The following is an 18,966-nucleotide window of genomic DNA, read 5'->3' as shown; positions in this document are numbered from 1 at the left end:
GCGTGGTGCGCCCGCCCGCCCGCGAGAGCGACGCTGGCCACGTCCCACCACCACCAGGGAGGCCGCGATGCCGTACGTCACCACCGAGGACGGTGCCCAGATCTTCTACAAGGACTGGGGCGTCGGCGGCTCGCCGGTGCTCCTCAGCCACGGATGGCCGCTCAACGCCGACGCGTGGGAGGCGACCGCGCTGTTCCTCGCCACCCATGGCCATCGCGCGATCGCGCACGACCGGCGCGGACACGGCCGGTCCACGCAGACGTGGGACGGCAACGAGATGGACACCTACGCGGACGACCTCGCCTGCCTGGTCGAGCACCTCGACCTCACGGATCTGACGCTCGTGGGCCACTCGACCGGCGGGGGCGAGGTGGCCCGCTACGTGGGCCGGCACGGCTCCGCACGCGTCGCGAAGGTGGTGCTCGTGTCCGCGGTGCCGCCGCTCATGCTCCGCACCGCGGACAACCCCGGCGGCCTGCCCCTCGAGGTGTTCGACGGGATCCGCGCGGGCGAGGCCGCCCACCGCTCGCAGCTGTACCGCGACCTCGCGGACGGCCCTTTCTTCGGGCACAACCGCGCCGGCGACGTGCCCCAGGGCATCCGCGATGCGTTCTGGCTCCAGGGCCTCGCCTCCGGCACCCGCAACGCTTACGAGTGCATCGCCGCGTTCTCGGCCACGGACTTCCGCCCCGACCTCGCCGCCATCGACGTGCCCGCGCTGGTGATCCACGGCGACGACGACCAGATCGTCCCCATCGACATCAGCGGGCGGCTGTCCGCGGAGCTGATCGCGGACGCCACGCTCCTGGTCTACGAGGGCCGCAGCCACGGCCTGCCCGACATGGACCGCGAGCGGCTCCATGCCGACCTGCTCGCGTTCATCGACTCCTGAATCCCCCACAGACAAGGACACCACCATGACCGCCACCCCCGACACCGTGGTCCTCATCCACGGGCTCTGGATGACCCCCCGCAGCTGGGAGCACTGGCGCGAGCGCTTCGAGAGGCGCGGCCTCACGGTCGTCACCCCCGCCTACCCCGGCTTCGAGGTCGAGGTGGAGGCGCTGCGCGCCGACGACACCCCCATCGCGACCGCCTCCGTGCCCGCGACCCTCGACCACCTCGCGGGTGTGATCGAGGCGCTGCCGCGGCCACCGATCCTCATGGGCCACTCGTTCGGCGGGGCGCTCACGCAGCTGCTCCTCGCCCGCGGGCTCGGGGCCGCCGGCGTCGCGATCGACTCCGCGCCCCCCGAGGGCGTGCGGGTGACGCCGTTGTCGCAGGCGCGCTCGCTGTTCCCGGCCCTCAAGAACCCGGCGAACCTCCGCCGGGCGGTGGGCTTCACCCGCGAGGAGTTCCACTACGCGTTCACCAACACCCTCACGCGCGAGGAGTCGGACAAGGCATGGGAGCGCTACGCGATCGCCGCGCCCGGCAACTGGGTGTGGGCGTACGGCCTGCTCGCCAACTGGCGGCCCGGCCACCAGGAGACCTGGGTCGACTACTCGACGGACCGCGCCCCTCTCCTGTTCATCGCCGGCGAGAAGGACCACATCATGCCGCCCGCCGTGAACCGGTCGAACGCGAAGCACTGGCGCAGGTCACCGGCCGTGACGGACTTCCGCGAGCTCCCCGGCCGCGACCACTGGACCTGCGCGGCACCCGGCTGGGAGCGGGTCGCGGACCTCGCGCTCGACTGGGCGTTGGAGCACGCCGGAGGCGTGCGCACCGCGGCCTGAGGGCGGGGGACGATGCGGCGGTCACCCGGCCGTCGCATCGTCCCCGGGGGCGCCGGTCCCGTCCTCCGCGCCCGGCCCGTCCCACCGCGTCCCCTCGAGGTCGCGTCGCAGCGTCCCCGTGAGGTCGTCCACGGCCGCACCGACCGTGGGCCAGAACCGGTCGGGTCCGAACCGCTCCGCCAGGCCGTAACGGCGGAGCTGATCCACCACGGGGTCCTTCATCTCCGCGAAGACGAGGCGCACGCCGTGGGTCCGGAGGTAGTCGTCGAGCTCGACGAGCTCGTCCACCGCGGTGGTGTCGATCCCGGTCACGGGCTCCGCGGCCAGGATCACGTGATGCACGTGCGGTCCGGCGTGCGCGACGCGCTCGCGGATCCAGTCGTTGAACGCCTCGCCGTTCGCGAAGAACAGCGGCGCATCGAAGCGGACCAGCACGATCCCGGGCAGGCGCTTCCCCGTCGCCGGGTAGCGGGACAGGTCGTGATAGCCGCGCAGTCCGGGGACCTGCCCCAGCTCGGCGCGGTAGGGCCGCCACGAGCGGTCGACGAACGCGAGCAGCGACAGCACGATCGCGACCACGATCCCGCCGAGCACCCCCACGATGAGCACGCCCGCGGTCGCGGCGAGCGACAACGCGGCGTCCAGTCGGTTCATGCGCCACAGCGCGGCGAGGGCGGGCACGTCGATGAGCGACAGGACGGCCGCGATCACCACCGCGGCGAGCACGGTGTCGGGCAGGAGGTCCGTGAGCCCGGGCACCACCAGGATGAACGCCACGATCAGCGCCGCGCCCACGATCCCCGTGAGCTGCGTGCGGGAGCCCGCCTGCTCCGCGACAGGGGTGCGTGACGACGACGCGGAGACGGGGAAGCCGCCCAGCAGCCCGCCCGCGAGGTTCGCGACGCCGATCCCGGTGAGCTCCGCGCTGCCGCTCACCGTCTCGCCGCGGCGCGCCGCGAGCGACCGGGACAGCACGGCGCTGTCGGTGAACGCGACCAGCGCGATGCCTGCGGCAGGGGCGAGGAGGGACGCGACGTCGGCCCAGCGCAGCCCGTCGAGCGCCGGCGCGGGCAGCCCCTGCGGCAGCGCGCCGACCACGGGCAGGGTGTCGTCGAGCCCGGCGGCGGCCGTCACCACCGTGCCGAGCACCACCGCGACCAGGACGCCGGGCACCGGCGAGCGGAGACGCTTGAGCACCAGGATGATCGCAAGCGAGGCCAGGCCCATGGCAGCGGCGGCAGGCACCGCCTCGCCCTGCGCCACGCCTCGCGCGAACGCGAGCAGCTCCGCCCAGATGCCGTCCGCGTCGGTCGAGAACCCGAGCAGCTTCGGCAGTTGCGACACGATCACGATGAGCGCGATCGCGTTGAGGTACCCGACGCGCACGGGCTTGGACAGCAGGTCCGTCACGAAGCCCAGGCGCAGGATCCCGCCCAGCATCATGAGCACGCCCACCAGGATCCCGAGCAGGCCGGCGAGCGCGACCGCGCGCTCCTCGCTGCCGGCCGCGAGCGGGAGGATCGCGACCGCGATGATCGGGGCGAGCGCGGAGTCCGGACCGAGCACCAGGATCCGGGAGGGCCCCGCCAGCGCGTAGACGACCAGCGGCACGATCGTGGCGTACAGGCCCGTCTCGGCGGGCAGCCCCGCCACCTGCGCGTACGCCATGCCCGCCGGGATGAGCAGCGCGGTCACCACGATGCCGGCACGCACGTCGGGCCACAGCCATGCGCGGCGGTAGCCGCGCGCGACCGCGAGGCCGGGCAGCCATCTGTCCACCGCCGTCGTCGCCATGGTCACCCCCTCCTCCCATCCTGTCCGTCCCCGGCGTCGGGTGCGCTGTCGAGCCCTCCCTCGGCCGTGCCGTCGTGGCAGGCTGGCAGGGACGACACGGAGGCACCATGGCGGACGATGCACGGTCGGCTCGGGCCGTCGGACGTGCCTGGGCGGGCGGGGCCGGCCGCGCGGTGGCGAGCCTGGGCACCATCCGCCGCTTCGACGGCCCTCGCTGGCCGGTCGCGCTGCAGGCGGCGGTGTCGATGGCCGTGCCGGTGATCGTCGGCGTCGCCGCGGGTCACGCAAGCCTGGGCACCCTTGCCTCCAGCGGCGCGTTCACGTGCCTCTACGCGGCGGCGCGACGTCCCGTGGACCGCGTCAAGATCCTGCCGATCGTCGCGCTCGTCCTCACGCTGTGCGCCGCGGCGGGCGCGGCGACAGGGCCGTGGCCCCTCGCGACCGGGGCCGGGCTGGTGACGGTGACGGCGGCCGCGACGGCGCTCACGTACGCATTCACCATCGGGCCACCGGGGCCGCTGTTCCCCATGATCTCGTTCGGGCTCGCCGCTCACGTGAGCGTCCTCGAGGACGGCGTGCGCCACCTGCCGTTCGGCACCGTGGTCGCGACGTTCGCGGCCGGCACCGCGTTCTCGTGCCTGGTCGCCGCCACATCGCTGCTGCGCCCGGCGATCCGCCGCGCGGCGTCGACACCGCTGCGGGTGCTCATCACCGGACCCCGGTGGGACCGGGTGTCCACCGAGCTGTTCGTCCGCGCGATGATCGTCGCGGTGGTCGGCACCACGGTGAGCCTCGCCGCCGTCGATCCCGAGCGCGCCTACTGGACCGTGGGGGCGGGGCTCGCGGTGATCGGCGCGCGTCCCGGGCGCGCGCATGCCGTGGAACGGGGCCTGCACCGGATAGTCGGTACGGCGGCGGGGGCGGCCGTGTTCGTGGTGGTGGCGGGCGCGATCTCGCCGCCGCCGCTGGTGCTCGCGCTCATCCTCGGCACGCTCCAGTTCGGGGCGCAGATGCTGGTGGTGCGGCACTACGCGCTCGCGCTCGTCTGCATCACCCCGATGGTGCTGATGCTCGCCGGCGCGGCGCGCGGCACCGAGCCGACCTCGGTGGTGGTGATCGAGCGGGTGCTCGACACCGTGGTGGGCGCGCTCCTGGGCGCGGCCACGGGGCTGGTCCACCGGCCGCGGCGGTGAGGCGGGGCCCGCGACCGGCGCATCGTCCCGCGGGGCGTCGCGCGACGCGTCCGCGTGCCGTCAGCGCGCGGACCGCACGCCGCGCATGGCCGCCGCCCACAGCTCGAGGTCGGTGAGCATCCCGGCAAGGCCGTGCTCGTGGTGGACGTTCGGGGCGGCGGTGTAGCCGTCGAAGTCGTCGCGGTTCATGAGCGTCACCTGGGGGCGCACGTGGGCGATGCCGACGGCGCTCAGCACCGTCCGGAGCTGCTCCCCGGAGCGCAGCCCACCGCTGTTGCCGTAGGTGACCAGCGCGCCGGCCTTGTCGAGCCATTCGGCCCAGAGGTAGTCGATCGCGTTCTTGAGCCCGGCGGGCATCGAGTGGTTGTACTCGGGCGTGACGAAGACGAAGCCGTCGTACGGCTCGATGACCGCGGACCAGGCGCGGGTGTGCTCGTGCGCGTAGGTGCCGGCGCTGGCGGCGGCGGGCTCGTCGAGGATCGGGAGCGGGTGGTCCGCGAGGTCGACGATCTCGTAGCGCGCGTCGCGCGTGCGGGTCTGGTCCATCACCCAGGCGGCGACGGAGGCTCCGCGGCGGCGCGGGCGGGTGCTGGCGAGGATGACGGCGAGGCGCAGGTCGGCGGAGTCCATGCCCGCATCGTCGCCCGGGATGGGTGACAGGTCAACGGTGGTCCCTGAGCGGGGCGTCGCGGTAGGATTTACATCGATGCAGAGACGCGAACGCCGCGCCTGCCGCGGAGGGGAGGCGCCGATGTCCCGCCAGCGTGCCTCCGCGGCCCGGTCCTCGCGCGCGCGTCGCGCGTCTGGCATGCTTCCTCGGAGGGTCGCACGAGAGCGCCGTCGATGAGGAGGGCCGGAGTGAACGGAACGGGCGTGCGCGGCACGGTCACCATGCACGACGTGGCGGCGCGCGCCGGGGTGTCGATCAAGACCGTGTCGAACGTGGTCAACGACTACCCGCACATCCGCCCCGCGACGCGCGAGAAGGTGCAGCGCGCGATCGACGAGCTCGGCTACCGCATGAACCTGTCCGCGCGCAGCCTGCGCCAGGGCAAGACCGGGATCATCGGTCTGGCGCTGCCCGAGTTGTCGCTGCCGTACTTCGCGGAGCTCGCGGACTCCGTGATCCGCGCCGCCGAGGCCCGCGGGGTGGTGGTGCTGATCGAGCAGACGAGCGCCGACCGCCAGCACGAGCTCGAGGTCCTCACCTCGGACCGGCGCCAGCTCACCGACGGGCTGATCTTCTCCCCGCTCGAGCTGGGACCCGACGACGCGGACGCGCTCAAGGTCGACTACCCGCTCGTGGTGCTGGGCGAGCGCATCTTCGGCGGCGAGTGGGACCACGTCACCATGAACAACGTCGACGCCGCCCGCGCGGCCACCCAGCACCTCATCGACCAGGGCCGCCGCCGCATCGCCGTGATCGGCGCGCACGCGGGCGAGACCATGGGCTCCGCGGCCCTGCGCGTGCTCGGCTATCAGGCGGCGCTGGCCGCGAACGGCATCCCGTTCGACCCCGAGCTCGTGATCGAGGGCGGCCTCTGGCACCGCGCCACCGGCGCGGACTGCACCAACCGGGTGATCGACTCGGGCGTCAAGGTGGACGCGATCTTCGGGCTCAACGACGCGCTCGCGCTGGGCGCGCTGCACGCGCTTCACGCGCGCGACGTCAGCGTGCCGGGCGAGATCGCGGTCATCGGCTTCGACGACATCGAGGACGCCGCGTACGCCTCGCCCACGCTGTCCTCGATCTCTCCCGGACGCGAGCAGATCGCCGCCATGGCGGTGGACCTGCTGCTGGCACGGATCGCGGGCGAGGACCAGCCGTTCCGCCGGGTGATCACCGACTTCGAGGTGGTGCCGCGGGAGTCGACCGCAATCTAGGAGACAGCGGCTCCGCGACCACGTTCCACACGGATTGTGCAACTGCACCCCGCCTGGTCGGCCGATGCGACGACGGTTGCCGGGCGGGAGCGCTCTCAGCGGGGCTGATGTGTGGAGACTGGTTCAGCGGGCCCGGAATCTAGGAGGCGGCCGCCCGCCTGTCGACCTTGTCGAGCCATGCGTCGACCAGCAGCCCCACCAGCAGCAGCGGGATCGACAATCCCGCGAGCACCAGCACGAACGGCCACTTGAGCCCGACGATCGTGAGCGTCACGGTGGTCACCACCGCGCCGATCGCGGTGAGCGGCGACAGCAGCGGCGCGAGGGCGACGAACCGCAGCGTCGCGAACGGGCCGTCGGTGTAACGCCGTAGCACGTGCGGCGCATAGGCGAGCGCGGCTAGCGCGTACGCACCCATCGCACCCACGGCGCCGATCATCACCGCGGCGAGAGGCCCGGACGCGTTGGCCAGAAGCACGAGCACCTCGTACACGGCCAAGGCGACCACGAGGACCAGCGGCGCGACCACCAGGGCAGCGCGCCGGAAGTGCGCCGCGTAGCCGCGCCAGAAGTCTCGCCATACCGAGTCGGACGGGTCGCCGTCGACGATCCGTCGCAGGAGCACGGAGCCGGAGGTGGCGGCGGGTCCGAGCCCCACCACGAACAGCCCCACGACGGTGCCGAGGATCATGAGCAGCTGCACCACGACCAGCTGCGCGACCACGCGCAGCCACACCATGATGCGGCCCGACCAGCCGGGCATCTCCCCGGCGTCGGTCGGCGAGCCCTCGAGCCGCATGCGCGCCTTGTCGCGCTCGGCCCTGCGCTCGTCCCTGGCGTCCACGACAGTCATCATCCCACCCGGGTTCCGACGACCACCCGTCCGGAGGTCCTGGCGGCGAAGCTCAGCGTCGCGCGCCCGCGCACCGCGTCCCACGCGGGGAACACCACCGCGTCGACCGGCGCATCGTCGGCCCGCGTGAAGCGGCCGGACCCGTGCGCGACCAACCCGGCCAGGGCATCGTCCCCCACGGCGACCCGCCGCGACGGCGTGACCGTGTCCGTGGGAGCCGCGTAGTCGACGATCTCCCACTCGCCGGCAAGCTCGGCCACCGTCGAAGGCCACGCGGACTCGTCGGAGTCCTCGCGCACCCCCGCCCACGGCTGGACCGCGACGAGCGGCCAACCTTGGTGCGTCCACACCAGCCGACGGACCTGGACCTCGTGCTGGCGCGGCGTCTCCTCGAAGCGCGTGTGATGCACCAGCACCTGGTGGCCGTCCTCGGTGAGCACGGAGGCGTGGCCGGGCGCGAGGATGCCGCGGGCACCCTCGAGCCGGTGGCTCGCGAGCACCGTGAGCCCCACGGCCAGCGGGTCCTCATCGAGGTCGGTCATGACGCGACCGTCGGGGTCCACGTAGGGCCCGTAGAGGTCGTCGGCGACCGCGACCCGCACGTGATACGTGCTGACCAGCGAGTCGTACGACACGATCAGCGCCCACCCGCCGCCCGGCCGAGGCAGGATGAACGGCCCCTCGATCGCGGTGTCGACGGACCGCGGACGCCTCGCGATGAGGGTGCCGGGGGACGATGCGGGGGCACCGGGCGTCGGCACGTCCAGGGCGAAGCCCGTGGCCGGGTCCACCTCGAACAGGTGGAGGCCGCCGAAGAACGAGCCGTAGACCAGGTGGTGACGGTCGCCGTCGACGATCAGCTGGGCGTCGATCGCGTTGTGGCCGTCGCGGTCGTGGTCCGTGGCGACCACGATGCCACGATCCTTCCAGGGGCCGCGCGGGTGCGGCGCGACCGCGAGGCCGATCGCGGAGGTGCGCGACCCGAACGTCGACGCCGAGTAGTACATGCGCCACTCCGGGCCGGCCGCGGTGTCGACGCGGACCACGTCGGGGGCCCACAGACCGTCCGCGCCGGCGTGCGCGCGAGCGGGGCCGGGGACGCCCTCGAGCGCGCAGCCCATGTACTCCCAGCTCACCAGGTCCGTCGAGCGACGGATCTGAGCACCGGAGTCGCGCAGCGGGCCGTCCGCGTCGGCGTCCGTGGAGAACAGCCAGTAGACGCCGTCGTCGTCACGGACCGCGGTCGGGTCGTGCGAGTTCCGAGCGCCCCACGTCGACGGATCGGGCCGTGAAGGGACCGCGGCCCCGGCGAGTGCCGGGGCCGCGTGCGAGGAGGAGGTCATGTCAGGTCTTCGATCCGGTCAGGGCGATCGACTCGATGATCTGGCGCTGGAACACCAGGAAGACCACGAGGATCGGGATCACGGAGATGACGGACGCGGCCATGATGAGCGGGTAGTCGCGCTGCGTGGCGTACTGCACGTTCATGTTCGCGATCACCACCTGCAGCGTCTGACGCTCGGGGGTGTTGAGGTACAGGATCGGCGCGAGGTAGTCGTTCCACACCGCCATGAACCACAGGATGAACTGCGCCGCGATCGCCGGCCGGATGAGCGGCAGGATCATGGTCCAGAAGATCTTCCAGTACGAGGCGCCGTCGATCTGCGCGGCCTCGACCAGCGAGTCGGGCACGTTCTGCAGGTACTGGCGCAGGAAGAAGATCATGATGACGTTGCCCAGGATCACCGGCACGATCAGCGGGAGCAGCGTGTCCACCCAGCCGATCTTCGAGAACATCACGAACTGCGGGATCATCAGCGTCGGGAAGGGCACCATCATGCCGGACAGCAGCATGATGAAGATGGCGTTCTTGCCCGGCAGGCGGAGCTTCGCGAGGGCGAACGCGGCGAGCGACGAGAACATCGTGCCGACGATGGTCACGCTGAGCGAGACGATCAGCGAGTTCTTGATGCCGGACAGCACGTAGGTGTCGTTGAAGACGCGGGCGTAGGTGTCCCACACGAACGGGTCGGGGATCCACTCCGGCGGGAGGGCGTAGACGCCGTCCTTGGTCTTGAGCGAGGTCGAGACCATCCACACGAGCGGCGCGGCCATGACGATGGCGCCGATCGACAGGACGACCGTGAGGAGCGCGTTGACGGCCGGGCTCTCCTGGGTGGCGCCCTTGCGTCGCTGGAAGATGTTGCCGCGCTGCTGAGGGAGCTTGCGGCCGGTGTCCGACGCGGTGTCCCGGATCGCGCCGGAGGCGGCGCGGGCGGTCTGTGCGTTGAGGCTCATAGCGTTCTCCTTCGCCTCAGTCGATCGAGAAGTCGTTGGCGCGGTTGATGCGGAACTGGATGATCGTCACGATCAGGACCAGGATTCCGAGCACCAGGGCCATCGCGGTCGCGTAGCCCATCTGGAGGTTGCGGAACGCCTGGTTCCACACGTACCAGACCAGGGACGCGGTGCTCCACGAGGGGCCGCCCGTGGGGGTCATGATGTTGATCTCGGTGAAGATCATCGAGCCGCCGATGATGTTGGTCACCACCAGGAAGAAGGTGACCGGCTGCACCATGGGCCACGTGATCTTGGTGAACCGCTTCCAGCCGCTGGCGCCGTCGAGCGCGGCGGCCTCGTAGAGCGAGCGCGGCACCGCCTGGACGGCCGCGAGGTACAGCAGCGTGGAGTAGCCGAGGCCCTTCCAGACGGCCATGATGATGAGCGCGGGCTTGGACCACGTCGGGTCCATGAGCCAGTTCGGACCGTCGATGCCCACCAGGTCGAGCGCCTGGTTCACCAGTCCGAAGTCACCGTTGTACGCCCACTGCCACAGGATCGCGACCGCGGCCAGCGACGAGATGACGGGGATGTAGTACACGGTGCGGAAGAACGTGCGACCGCGGATCTTGCGGCTCAGCGCGAGCGCGAGCGCGAGCGAGATCGCCAGGCCGATCGGGATGCCGATCATGTAGAAGACGGTGTTCCACAGCGCCTTCCAGAAGTACGGGTCCTGGACCAGGCGGACGTAGTTGTCGAAGCCGACGAACGTCATGTTGCCCAGACCGTTCCAGTTGGTCATCGACGCGTAGATCGAGAACCCCATGGGGAACAGCAGGAAGGCCACCCAGCCGATGACCGGGGCCGCCATGAAGGCAGCTGCCCAGGCGTTCTCGTTGCGGTGACGCTTGCGGTTCGCCTTGCGCGCCGCCTTCGCGTCCTCCTTGGACCAGCGGGTCGCGGTCGCGTCGGCGGGGGGTGCCGTGGTCGCCATGATCGGTTCCTCTCTCTACCGGGACAGGGGGCCGGCGCTCGCGCGCCGGCCCCCGCCCGGCTTCGTGCTGGTTAGCCCTGAGCCTTCGCCTGGTCGGCGCTGACCCACGACTGGTCGAGAAGCATCTGCATCTCGGGCTGCTTGGCCGCGAGGAAGTCCGCCGCGGTCTGCGAGCCGTTGTCGACGACGTTCTCGATGCCGATCCAGAAGTTGTCGTACCACTCCGGCGTGTAGGTCCAGATGCCGGGCAGCGGGCGACCCTTCGACTCCGCGATCTCGAGGAAGATCTTGGTGTTGGCGGGCCAGCCGGCGGCCGGCGCGTCCGTCTCGATCCACTCGCCGGTGGCGTAGTCGATCAGGTTCGGGATCTGCACCTTGTTCTCGGCGAGGATCTTCTGCGCCTCGAGGTCGGTCGACAGGTAGGTCGCGAGCTGGGCCGCGAGCTCCTTGTTGGCCGAGTTCTCCGAGACGGCGATGCCGAGCGAGCCGAGCCACGTCGACCAGTCGTCACCCTCGTTCGCGACGGGGTAGGGGATGACGTCGTAGCCGAAGTTCTCCGGGTCGGCGGCGGCCTTCTCGTTGTAGGTCGCGATGTCCCACGGTGCGACCGGGAAGAAGCCGATCTCGCCGGCCATCCAGCGCTGGTACGTGTCGAGCGTCTGCGCCTGCTCGGCGGACGGGGTCACGCCCTCGACGAGGCCGAGGTCCGCGAACCACTGCAGCGCGTCGGCGAACTCCGGGGTGTCGACCGTGACGGTCTTCTGGTCCTCGGAGATCCAGTCCGCGCCGGCGCCCCAGATGAACGCCTGCGAGTTCCAGGTGACGTTGAGGCCGGTGCCCCAGTGGTCGAGCTCGCCGTCGCCGTCCATGTCGACGGTGAGGTCCTTGGCGAGCGCCACGAACTCGTCGAACGTGAGCGGCTCGTCTGCGGACGGGTGCTCGAGGCCGAGCTTGTCGAACAGGACCGTGTTGTAGCCGAAGCCGAACGGGCCGACGTCCTTGGGCAGGCCGTACAGCGGGTCGCCGTCCTGGCCGCGCGCGCCGGTCTCCGTGTTGAAGCGGTAGGCCTGCGTGCCGAAGTCCCAGATGTTGTCGATGGTGGCCTGGTCGACGTAGTCGGTCAGGTCGGCGAGCACGCCCGCGTACACGTAGCCCATCATCTTGCCGGGCTCGATGTAGAACACGTCGGGGACCTTGTTGCCGGCGATGGCCGCCTGCAGCTTGGTCGCGTACTGGTCCGCGTCGGTGATGATCATCTTCACCTTGGCGCCGGTCTCCGCCTCGAAGGCGTCGATCGCGGTCTCGTAGGCGAGCTTGTCGTAGTCGCCGCCGCGGAACATGAACGTGAGCTCGTTGGCCGCGGTGCCGCCGGAGGTGTCCGGCTCCTCGCTCGCATTGTCGCTCGAACCGCCCGAGCTGCACGCGGCGAGCGTCAGCGCGCCCACCACGGTTGCCGCGAATGCCGCGGTCTTCATCTTTCGCATCTGCCTGCCTCCCTGTTCGTCGTTGAAGAGTGAGGTCGCTCCCGATGAGACACGTCTCCCCTTGTCGGGGTCTCAGTGTCGCATCCTGGTCGTCCTTGACCCCAGGCTCTGAAGCCGACCCCGTGCCGGCTTCTTTACAACGATGGAACCATGACACGCGGCGGGCCCCCGGGTCAAGTCGGCGAGGTCACAATTCCGAAACACCTCGCCATATCGGCTGATTAGCAGGGATGACGATGCTCGGATCGGCTCGCATGGGCGTTTTGGGTGCTTTTCCGGGACCTCGGGGAAGGGCGCCCGGGACCCGATCATGGGAGGGTCGAGTTGACGCGCGAGGGCCCACCTGGGCACGATTGCGTTACAACGATGTAGACATGAGAGGCCTCGGAATGCTCGCCACCACACCCCCCATGGGCTGGAACAGCTGGGACAGCTACGGCACCACGGTGACGGAGGACGAGGTCCTCGCCAACGCGCGCGTCATGGCAGAGCGCCTGCTACCGGCCGGATGGGACACCGTGGTGGTGGACATCGCCTGGTACGACCCGACCGCCCGGTCGCATGGCTACAACGAGGGCGCGCCGCTCGAGCTCGACGCCTTCGGTCGCCAGATGCCCGCCCCGAACCGCTTCCCGTCCGCCGCGGACGGCGCCGGATTCGGGCCGCTCGCGGCGCAGGTGCACGCGCTGGGCCTCAAGTTCGGTCTCCACATCATGCGCGGCATCCCGCGCCGCGCGGTCGCGCTCGACCTGCCGGTGCTCGGTACCGACTACACCGCTGCGCAGGTCGCCGACCTCGACCACGTGTGCGCATGGAACCCCGACAACTACGGGCTGAACCACGATCACCCCGGGGCGCAGGCGTATTACGACGCCCAGGTCGCCCAGTTCGCCGCGTGGGGCGTCGACTTCATCAAGGCCGACGACATGCAGGCGCCGTACTACGACCGCGAGATCGCCGCCTACGCGCTCGCGATCGAGCGCTCGGGGCGCGACATCGCGCTGTCGCTGTCCCCCGGCACCCAGCTGTCCACCGCGCACGTCGACCACCTGCGCGACCACGCGCAGATGTGGCGCATCTCCGACGACCTCTGGGACCGCTGGGACGACGTGCACGCGCAGTTCGCTCGCCTCGCCCGGTGGGCGCCGTTCCAGCAGCCCGGCGGCTGGGCCGACGCGGACATGCTCCCGCTCGGTCGCATCGGCATCCGCGCCGAGCGAGGCGAGCCCCGCGACTGCCGCCTCACCGACGACGAGCAGCGCACCATGCTGAGCCTGTGGTGCATGGGACGCTCGCCGCTCATGGTCGGCGGAGACCTCCCCACCAGCACCACCGAGACCCTCGACCTGCTGGCGGCGCCCGCCATCGCCGAGGTCCTCCAGGGCTCCACCGACGGACGCGAGCTGCTGCGCGAGCCCCTCGAGGGCGGCGAGCTGATCGTGTGGTCGGCGCGCGCGACCGCCTCCGAGCGGACGTACGCCGCGATCTTCTGGACCGGCGAGCAGGGGCACGATGCTCGGGTCGCCCTCGCCTCGCTCCTCGGGATCGGCCACGCCCGGGTCGAGGTGACGGATCTCTGGGCGGGCCAGTCGACGGGCGTCGACGGCGACGAGCTCACCGCGACCGTGCCCGCGCACGGCGTCGCGTGGGTGGCTCTGGACGCGGTCGCATGAGCGCACGCAAGCCGCTGATCATGGGCGCCGTCACGGGCGCCGCCGTGCTGGCCGCGGCGGCGGGCGTGGTGGTCTGGAGCCCGTGGAGCGAGGACGTGGTCGCGGCCACGGCCCTCGAGCTCGGCGGCGACATCCACACGCACGACCCCGCGCTGGTCGTGGGCGACGACGGCGAGGACTGGTACGTGTACTCGACCGGCGACATCCAGAAGGGGTTCGGTTCTCCGCAGATCCGTCGCTCGAGCGACGAGGGCGCCACGTGGGAGTACGTCGGCACCGCGTGGGACAAGCCCGAGGACGTGGCCTGGGTCTACGACGAGGTGACCGGGGTGCAGAACTTCTGGGCGCCCGAGCTCGTGGAGCACGACGGCACCTGGTACCTCTACTACGCGGCCTCGACATTCGGCACGAACGGCTCCGTGATCGGGCTCATGACCTCCCCCACGCTCGACGTCGACAGCCCCGACTACGGGTGGACGGACCAGGGGATGGTGTGGCGCTCGGCTCCCGGCGAGACGAACTACAACGCGATCGACGCCGGCGTGCTCACGGACGAGGACGGCACGCCGTGGATGAGCTTCGGATCGTTCTGGGGCGGCATCCAGCTGATCGAGCTCGAGTGGCCCAGCGGCCTGCCCGCCCCGGACGCGGAACCCACCACCATCGCGACGCGCAACAACGCGACCAACGCGATCGAGGCGCCGTACCTCGCGTACCGCGACGGCTACTACTACCTGTTCGTCTCGCGGGACAGCTGCTGCCAGGGCACGGACTCCACGTACTCGATCGCGGTCGGCCGCGCCACCGAGATCACCGGCCCCTACCTCGACAGCTTCGGCAACGACATGCGCTACGACGGTGGAGACGAGCTGCTGTCCACGCGCGGCACCATGATCGGCCCCGGCGGCCAGTCATACTCGGACGGTTACCTGGCCTTCCACTACTACGACGAGGACCTGGGCGGCGACTTCCAGCTCGCCATCCGCGAGCTCGGCTGGACCGAGGACGGCTGGCCCGTCGCCTGGACCGCCGAGGAGCTGGCCGGCTGAGGCCCCCCGACACCCCGCATCGTCCCTACTCAACGAGGAGCACACCCGCATGACCACCATCACCCTGCATCCCGACTTCCGCGTCGGCCCCGTGGACCGGCGCGTCTTCGGCTCGTTCGTGGAGCACCTGGGCCGCTGCGTCTACACCGGCATCTACGAGCCCGGCCACACGACGGCCGACGAGCACGGCTTCCGCCGCGACGTCGCCGACCTGACCAAGGAGCTCGGGGTCACGATGCTGCGCTACCCCGGCGGCAACTTCGTGTCGAACTACACGTGGGAGGACGGCGTGGGCCCGGTCGAGGCCCGCAAGCCGTTCCTCGACCTCGCGTGGCGCACCGTCGAACCCAACACCGTCGGCACCGACGAGTTCCTGCAGTACTGCGAGCGTGAGGGCATCGAGCCGATGATGGCCGTCAACCTCGGCACCCGCGGCATCGACGCGGCCGTCGCGCTGCTCGAGTACTGCAACGGCGAGGCGGGCACCAGGTGGGCCGACATGCGCATCGCGAACGGCCGCGAGAAGCCCTACGGCGTGAAGCTGTGGTGCCTGGGCAACGAGATGGACGGTCCGTGGCAGATCGGCCACAAGGACGCCCACGAGTACGGCAAGCTCGCCGCCGCCACCGGCCGCGCGATGCGTCAGGTGGACCCATCGATCGAGCTGGTCGCGTGCGGCTCGAGCTCGATGATGATGGAGACGTTCGGCGAGTGGGAGCGCACCGTGCTGTCCTACTGCTACGACGTGGTCGACCACATCTCCATGCACGCGTACTACGAGGAGCTCGACGGGGACCGCGCGTCCTTCCTGGGCTCCGGCACCGCGATGTCGACGTTCATCGAGCGGGTCGCGGCCTCCGCGGACGCGATCGGCGCACAGCGCCGCTCGGACAAGGAGATCACCATCTCGTTCGACGAGTGGAACGTCTGGTACCTGGTCTCCCGCTTCCCCGGCGAGGCCAACCTTCCCGTCCAGCGCGACGCCCCGCGCATCATCGAGGACCGCTACTCGGGCCTGGACGCGGTGGTGGTGGGCGACCTCATCATCTCGCTCCTCGCACACGCCGACCGGGTCGCGGTGGGCTGCCTCGCACAGCTGGTCAACGTGATCGCGCCCATCATGACCGAGCCCGGCGGCGCGGCATGGCGGCAGACCACGTTCCACCCGTTCGCCACCGCCGCGCGGCTCGCGCAGGGCGAGGCGCTGCAGGTCCAGGTCGACGCTCCCTCCTTCGCCACCGCCAAGCACGGCGACGTGCCCGCCGTCACCGCGGCTGCGACGGTGGACACCGCCACCGGCGCCCTCGCGCTGTTCGTCACCAACCGCACCGCCGAGGAGCGGACGGTGACCCTGCGCCACCCGGGCGCGACCGCTCGTCTCGACGGCGGCACCGCCGTTCTCGCCGACCACGAGGGCCCGCGCGAGGAGCAGGCGGCGGCCGAGGCGTACGGCATGGTCGACGCCCTCCCCGTCGAGCACGGCGACGGCGTCATCACCCTGCGCCTCGCACCCGAGTCGTGGACCGCGTTCCACGGCACGCTCGCGTAACCGCCTCGACGAACCCGGCCCCTGCATCGTCCCTCGAGGGACGGTGCAGGGGCCGGCTCGTTCTCGGCGTGCGCGCGGCCGCGACGCCTACGCGTTCTTCTTGTTCTTCTTCTTGTCGACAGGGTTGTCCGGCAGCGTGCGCGGTGCCGGCTCGGGCGTCACGAGCGAGACCGGCAGGCACTCGGCGTTCGCGGAGAGCACGGCGTCCGTGTCGAGCTCGGGGTCGAGCGTCGACCGCAGCGTCCCGTCCTCGGCGAAGCCGGCGCCGAGGATGACGTCGACGAGGGTGCCCTCGCGATTGTCGAGGACCATGTCGACCTCGCCGTCGAAGTTCAGCGCGACGGTGTAGGCCTGGCGCACGCCGTCGGGGCCGAAGTAGAGGCGCACGTAGTCGCCGTAGGTGCGACCCCAGTTCTCGGTGCTCACCACCACGAAGTAGCGGGACTCGAGGTCGTCGGCGACCGCACCCGCGAGCCCGTTGGTGTCCGTGCCGTTGAGCACGCGGACGCCCACGTTGGAGTGCTTGACCTGCGTGCTGCTCGCCGGCGGGCACACCAGCGTGACGTCGCTCTCGAAGGCGCCGGCGGGCGTCACGAACGCCTGCGAGAACGGTCCCTCGACGTCGCCCCGGTAGACGCCCGCGGCGAACACGCCGGCGAAGGCCACGAGGACCAGCAGCACGCCGAACACGATGATCTGGCGTTCGCGGCGGTGGCGGCGCACCTTGGCGCGGCGGGCGTCCGGACGGGCGTTCGGTCGCTCGGTCACAGGCACCATCCCGTCACGGATCAGGACAACTGGCGGAGGATGGGGGATTCGAACCCCCGAGGGCTTGCACCCAACACGCTTTCCAAGCGTGCGCCATAGGCCACTAGGCGAATCCTCCAGGCCCGGCAATGGTACACGTGTCGAGGGGGTGCGTCGAAACGCCTCCGCGGAACGGGACGATGCGCGGGCCGGGCTACACTGGTCGGCGACCCTCCACGTGGCGATACCTCGCCCAACTCCCCCAGGTCAGGAATGAAGCAAGGGTAAGCGGGCTCTGTCGGGTGCGTGGGGGGTCCTTTCATGCCCGGGCCCGCCCTGTGGACGACGCAGTCCCCCGTGTCGGAGGCCCCCACTAGAGTCGTACCCGTGACCACCGCTCTGTACCGCCGCTACCGTCCCGACGCCTTCGCGGACGTGGTGGGTCAGGAGCATGTCACCACCCCGCTGATGCAGGCGCTGCGCGCGGACCGCGTCAACCATGCCTACCTGTTCTCGGGACCGCGCGGCTGCGGCAAGACCACCTCCGCCCGCATCCTCGCCCGCTGCCTCAACTGCGTCGAGGGACCCACGGACACGCCCTGCGGGACGTGCCCGTCGTGCGTCGAGCTCGCGCGGGGCGGCGCAGGCTCGGTGGACGTGGTGGAGATCGACGCCGCGTCGCACAACGGCGTCGACGATGCCCGCGAGCTGCGCGAGCGCGCGGCGTTCGCACCCGCGCGCGATCGCTACAAGATCTTCATCCTGGACGAGGCCCACATGGTCACCACCCAGGGATTCAACGCGCTGCTCAAGCTGGTGGAGGAGCCGCCGCCGCACGTGCGCTTCATCTTCGCGACCACGGAGCCGGAGAAGGTGATCGGCACCATCCGGTCCCGCACGCACCACTACCCCTTCCGCCTGGTGCCGCCGCCGGTGCTCAGCGCGTACCTGCAGACGCTGTGCGAGGCGGAGGGCGTGACGGTCGCGGGCGGCGTGCTCGACCTGGTGGTGCGCGCCGGCGGCGGTTCGGTGCGCGACACCCTGTCCGTGCTCGACCAGCTCATGGCGGGCTCCGACGACTCCGGCGTGACCTACGACCGCGCGATCGCGCTGCTGGGCTTCACCGACGCGACGTTGCTCGATGATGCGGTCGACGCGATCGCCGCCGCGGACGGCGCGTCGCTGTTCGACGTGGTGGAGCGCGTGATGTCGACCGGTCACGAGCCGCGGCGGTTCGTCGAGGACCTGCTCGAGCGCCTCCGCGACCTGCTCATCCTCTGCGCGGCCGGCGACGCGGGCGCGCGGGCGCTCGGCGCGATGCCGGAGGACCAGGCCACGCGCATGCGCGATCAGTCGCGTCGCCTCGGGCTCGCGCGCGCGTCCGGTGCCGCGGACCTGGTGAACGACGCCCTCACGCACATGATCGGCGCCACGTCGCCGCGCCTCCACCTCGAGCTGCTGTGCGCACGGCTGCTCGCCTCGGACCCGGGGGCGGCACCCGCGATGCCCGCGTCGCCGGCGGTGCGCGCGGAGGCTCCCGTGGCGGCGCCTGCGCCTTCGCCTGCACCGGCTGCGAGCGTGCCCACCCCGGCCGCGAGCGTGCCCGCCGCTGCTCCAGCTGCCGCCCCGGCCGCATCCGCGCCGGCCCCCACCCCGACTCGCGCCCCTGCCCCGACTCGCGCCTCCACCCCGACGGCGCCCGAAGCCGCGCCCGCGCCGGCCGCACA

At 71.3% G+C, this 18,966-nt stretch carries 16 protein-coding genes, 1 tRNA gene and 1 other RNA gene; 9 read left to right on the top strand and 9 right to left on the bottom strand.

The annotated features are described in order from the left end of the window. Positions 1 to 67: 67 nt before the first annotated feature. Positions 68 to 892, top strand: coding sequence for an alpha/beta fold hydrolase (locus tag AOM01_RS13785; RefSeq protein ID WP_062294603.1), 825 nt, complete (start codon positions 68 to 70; stop codon positions 890 to 892). A gap of 25 nt (positions 893 to 917) precedes the next feature. Then, positions 918 to 1,739: an alpha/beta hydrolase gene (locus AOM01_RS13780; RefSeq protein ID WP_062294601.1), complete on the top strand. Its 822-nt coding sequence runs from the start codon at positions 918 to 920 to the stop codon at positions 1,737 to 1,739. 21 nt (positions 1,740 to 1,760) lie between these two features. On the opposite strand, the gene AOM01_RS13775 is transcribed toward AOM01_RS13780, so the two are convergent. After that, positions 1,761 to 3,533, bottom strand: a complete 1,773-nt coding sequence (locus tag AOM01_RS13775) for a SulP family inorganic anion transporter (protein WP_062294665.1) — start codon at positions 3,531 to 3,533, stop codon at positions 1,761 to 1,763. A gap of 107 nt (positions 3,534 to 3,640) precedes the next feature. Between AOM01_RS13775 and AOM01_RS13770 the strand changes: the two genes are divergently transcribed. Continuing rightward, positions 3,641 to 4,726: an FUSC family protein gene (locus tag AOM01_RS13770; protein ID WP_062294600.1), complete on the top strand. Its 1,086-nt coding sequence runs from the start codon at positions 3,641 to 3,643 to the stop codon at positions 4,724 to 4,726. A 60-nt stretch (positions 4,727 to 4,786) separates the two neighbouring features. Here the strand turns inward: AOM01_RS13770 and AOM01_RS13765 are convergent, their stop codons facing one another. Continuing rightward, positions 4,787 to 5,356, bottom strand: a complete 570-nt coding sequence (locus AOM01_RS13765; RefSeq protein ID WP_062294597.1) for an NADPH-dependent FMN reductase — start codon at positions 5,354 to 5,356, stop codon at positions 4,787 to 4,789. 213 nt (positions 5,357 to 5,569) lie between these two features. On the opposite strand from AOM01_RS13765, the gene AOM01_RS13760 reads away from it, so the two are divergent. Beyond that, on the top strand, positions 5,570 to 6,610 hold the full coding sequence (locus tag AOM01_RS13760; protein ID WP_439645136.1) for a LacI family DNA-binding transcriptional regulator: 1,041 nt from the start codon (positions 5,570 to 5,572) through the stop codon (positions 6,608 to 6,610). A gap of 139 nt (positions 6,611 to 6,749) precedes the next feature. Here AOM01_RS13760 and AOM01_RS13755 read toward each other — a convergent pair whose 3' ends face one another. The 5 genes from AOM01_RS13755 to AOM01_RS13735 form a co-directional block, all read right to left on the bottom strand. Further along, a complete protein-coding gene (locus AOM01_RS13755) occupies positions 6,750 to 7,463 on the bottom strand; it encodes a DUF624 domain-containing protein (protein WP_169746569.1) in 714 nt (237 codons plus the stop codon). Further along, complete coding sequence (locus tag AOM01_RS13750) at positions 7,463 to 8,806, bottom strand: arabinan endo-1,5-alpha-L-arabinosidase (RefSeq protein WP_062294593.1); 1,344 nt, start codon at positions 8,804 to 8,806, stop codon at positions 7,463 to 7,465. Before AOM01_RS13750 ends, AOM01_RS13755 begins: the two co-directional genes overlap by 1 nt. Before the next feature lies 1 nt (position 8,807). Continuing rightward, positions 8,808 to 9,761 (bottom strand): carbohydrate ABC transporter permease, encoded by a 954-nt coding sequence (locus AOM01_RS13745; protein WP_082110277.1) that lies wholly within the window; start codon positions 9,759 to 9,761, stop codon positions 8,808 to 8,810. 16 nt (positions 9,762 to 9,777) lie between these two features. Continuing rightward, positions 9,778 to 10,737, bottom strand: a complete 960-nt coding sequence (locus tag AOM01_RS13740) for a carbohydrate ABC transporter permease (protein WP_082110276.1) — start codon at positions 10,735 to 10,737, stop codon at positions 9,778 to 9,780. A gap of 71 nt (positions 10,738 to 10,808) precedes the next feature. Next, complete coding sequence (locus AOM01_RS13735) at positions 10,809 to 12,221, bottom strand: ABC transporter substrate-binding protein (RefSeq protein ID WP_062294592.1); 1,413 nt, start codon at positions 12,219 to 12,221, stop codon at positions 10,809 to 10,811. 374 nt (positions 12,222 to 12,595) lie between these two features. On the opposite strand from AOM01_RS13735, the gene AOM01_RS13730 reads away from it, so the two are divergent. Genes AOM01_RS13730 through arfA form a run of 3 tightly spaced genes read left to right on the top strand, consistent with a single transcriptional unit; the run spans position 12,596 to position 16,492 of the window. Beyond that, positions 12,596 to 13,894: a glycoside hydrolase family 27 protein gene (locus AOM01_RS13730; RefSeq protein WP_228374320.1), complete on the top strand. Its 1,299-nt coding sequence runs from the start codon at positions 12,596 to 12,598 to the stop codon at positions 13,892 to 13,894. Then, positions 13,891 to 14,943, top strand: a complete 1,053-nt coding sequence (locus AOM01_RS13725; RefSeq protein ID WP_228374319.1) for an arabinan endo-1,5-alpha-L-arabinosidase — start codon at positions 13,891 to 13,893, stop codon at positions 14,941 to 14,943. Before AOM01_RS13730 ends, AOM01_RS13725 begins: the two co-directional genes overlap by 4 nt. Positions 14,944 to 14,992: 49 nt before the next feature. Continuing rightward, positions 14,993 to 16,492, top strand: coding sequence for an arabinosylfuranosidase ArfA (gene arfA / locus AOM01_RS13720; protein WP_062294590.1), 1,500 nt, complete (start codon positions 14,993 to 14,995; stop codon positions 16,490 to 16,492). Between the two features lie 87 nt (positions 16,493 to 16,579). On the opposite strand, the gene AOM01_RS13715 is transcribed toward arfA, so the two are convergent. Both AOM01_RS13715 and AOM01_RS13710 read right to left on the bottom strand, forming a co-directional pair. Further along, positions 16,580 to 17,260, bottom strand: coding sequence for a LytR C-terminal domain-containing protein (locus AOM01_RS13715; RefSeq protein WP_062294587.1), 681 nt, complete (start codon positions 17,258 to 17,260; stop codon positions 16,580 to 16,582). Between the two features lie 30 nt (positions 17,261 to 17,290). Continuing rightward, positions 17,291 to 17,378, bottom strand: a tRNA-Ser gene (locus tag AOM01_RS13710). Between the two features lie 86 nt (positions 17,379 to 17,464). Between AOM01_RS13710 and ffs the strand changes: the two genes are divergently transcribed. Continuing rightward, positions 17,465 to 17,561, top strand: an RNA gene (ffs, locus tag AOM01_RS13705) — signal recognition particle sRNA small type. A 65-nt stretch (positions 17,562 to 17,626) separates the two neighbouring features. After that, a partial coding sequence (locus AOM01_RS13700; protein ID WP_156156001.1) for a DNA polymerase III subunit gamma and tau occupies positions 17,627 to 18,966 on the top strand: 1,340 nt, incomplete at its 3' end.

This window comes from Demequina phytophila (assembly GCF_000971135.1).
GTDB lineage: Bacteria > Actinomycetota > Actinomycetes > Actinomycetales > Demequinaceae > Demequina > Demequina phytophila.
The sequence above is the reverse complement of the archived record's forward strand: the minus strand, read 5'-3'. Positions and strand labels throughout refer to the sequence as shown.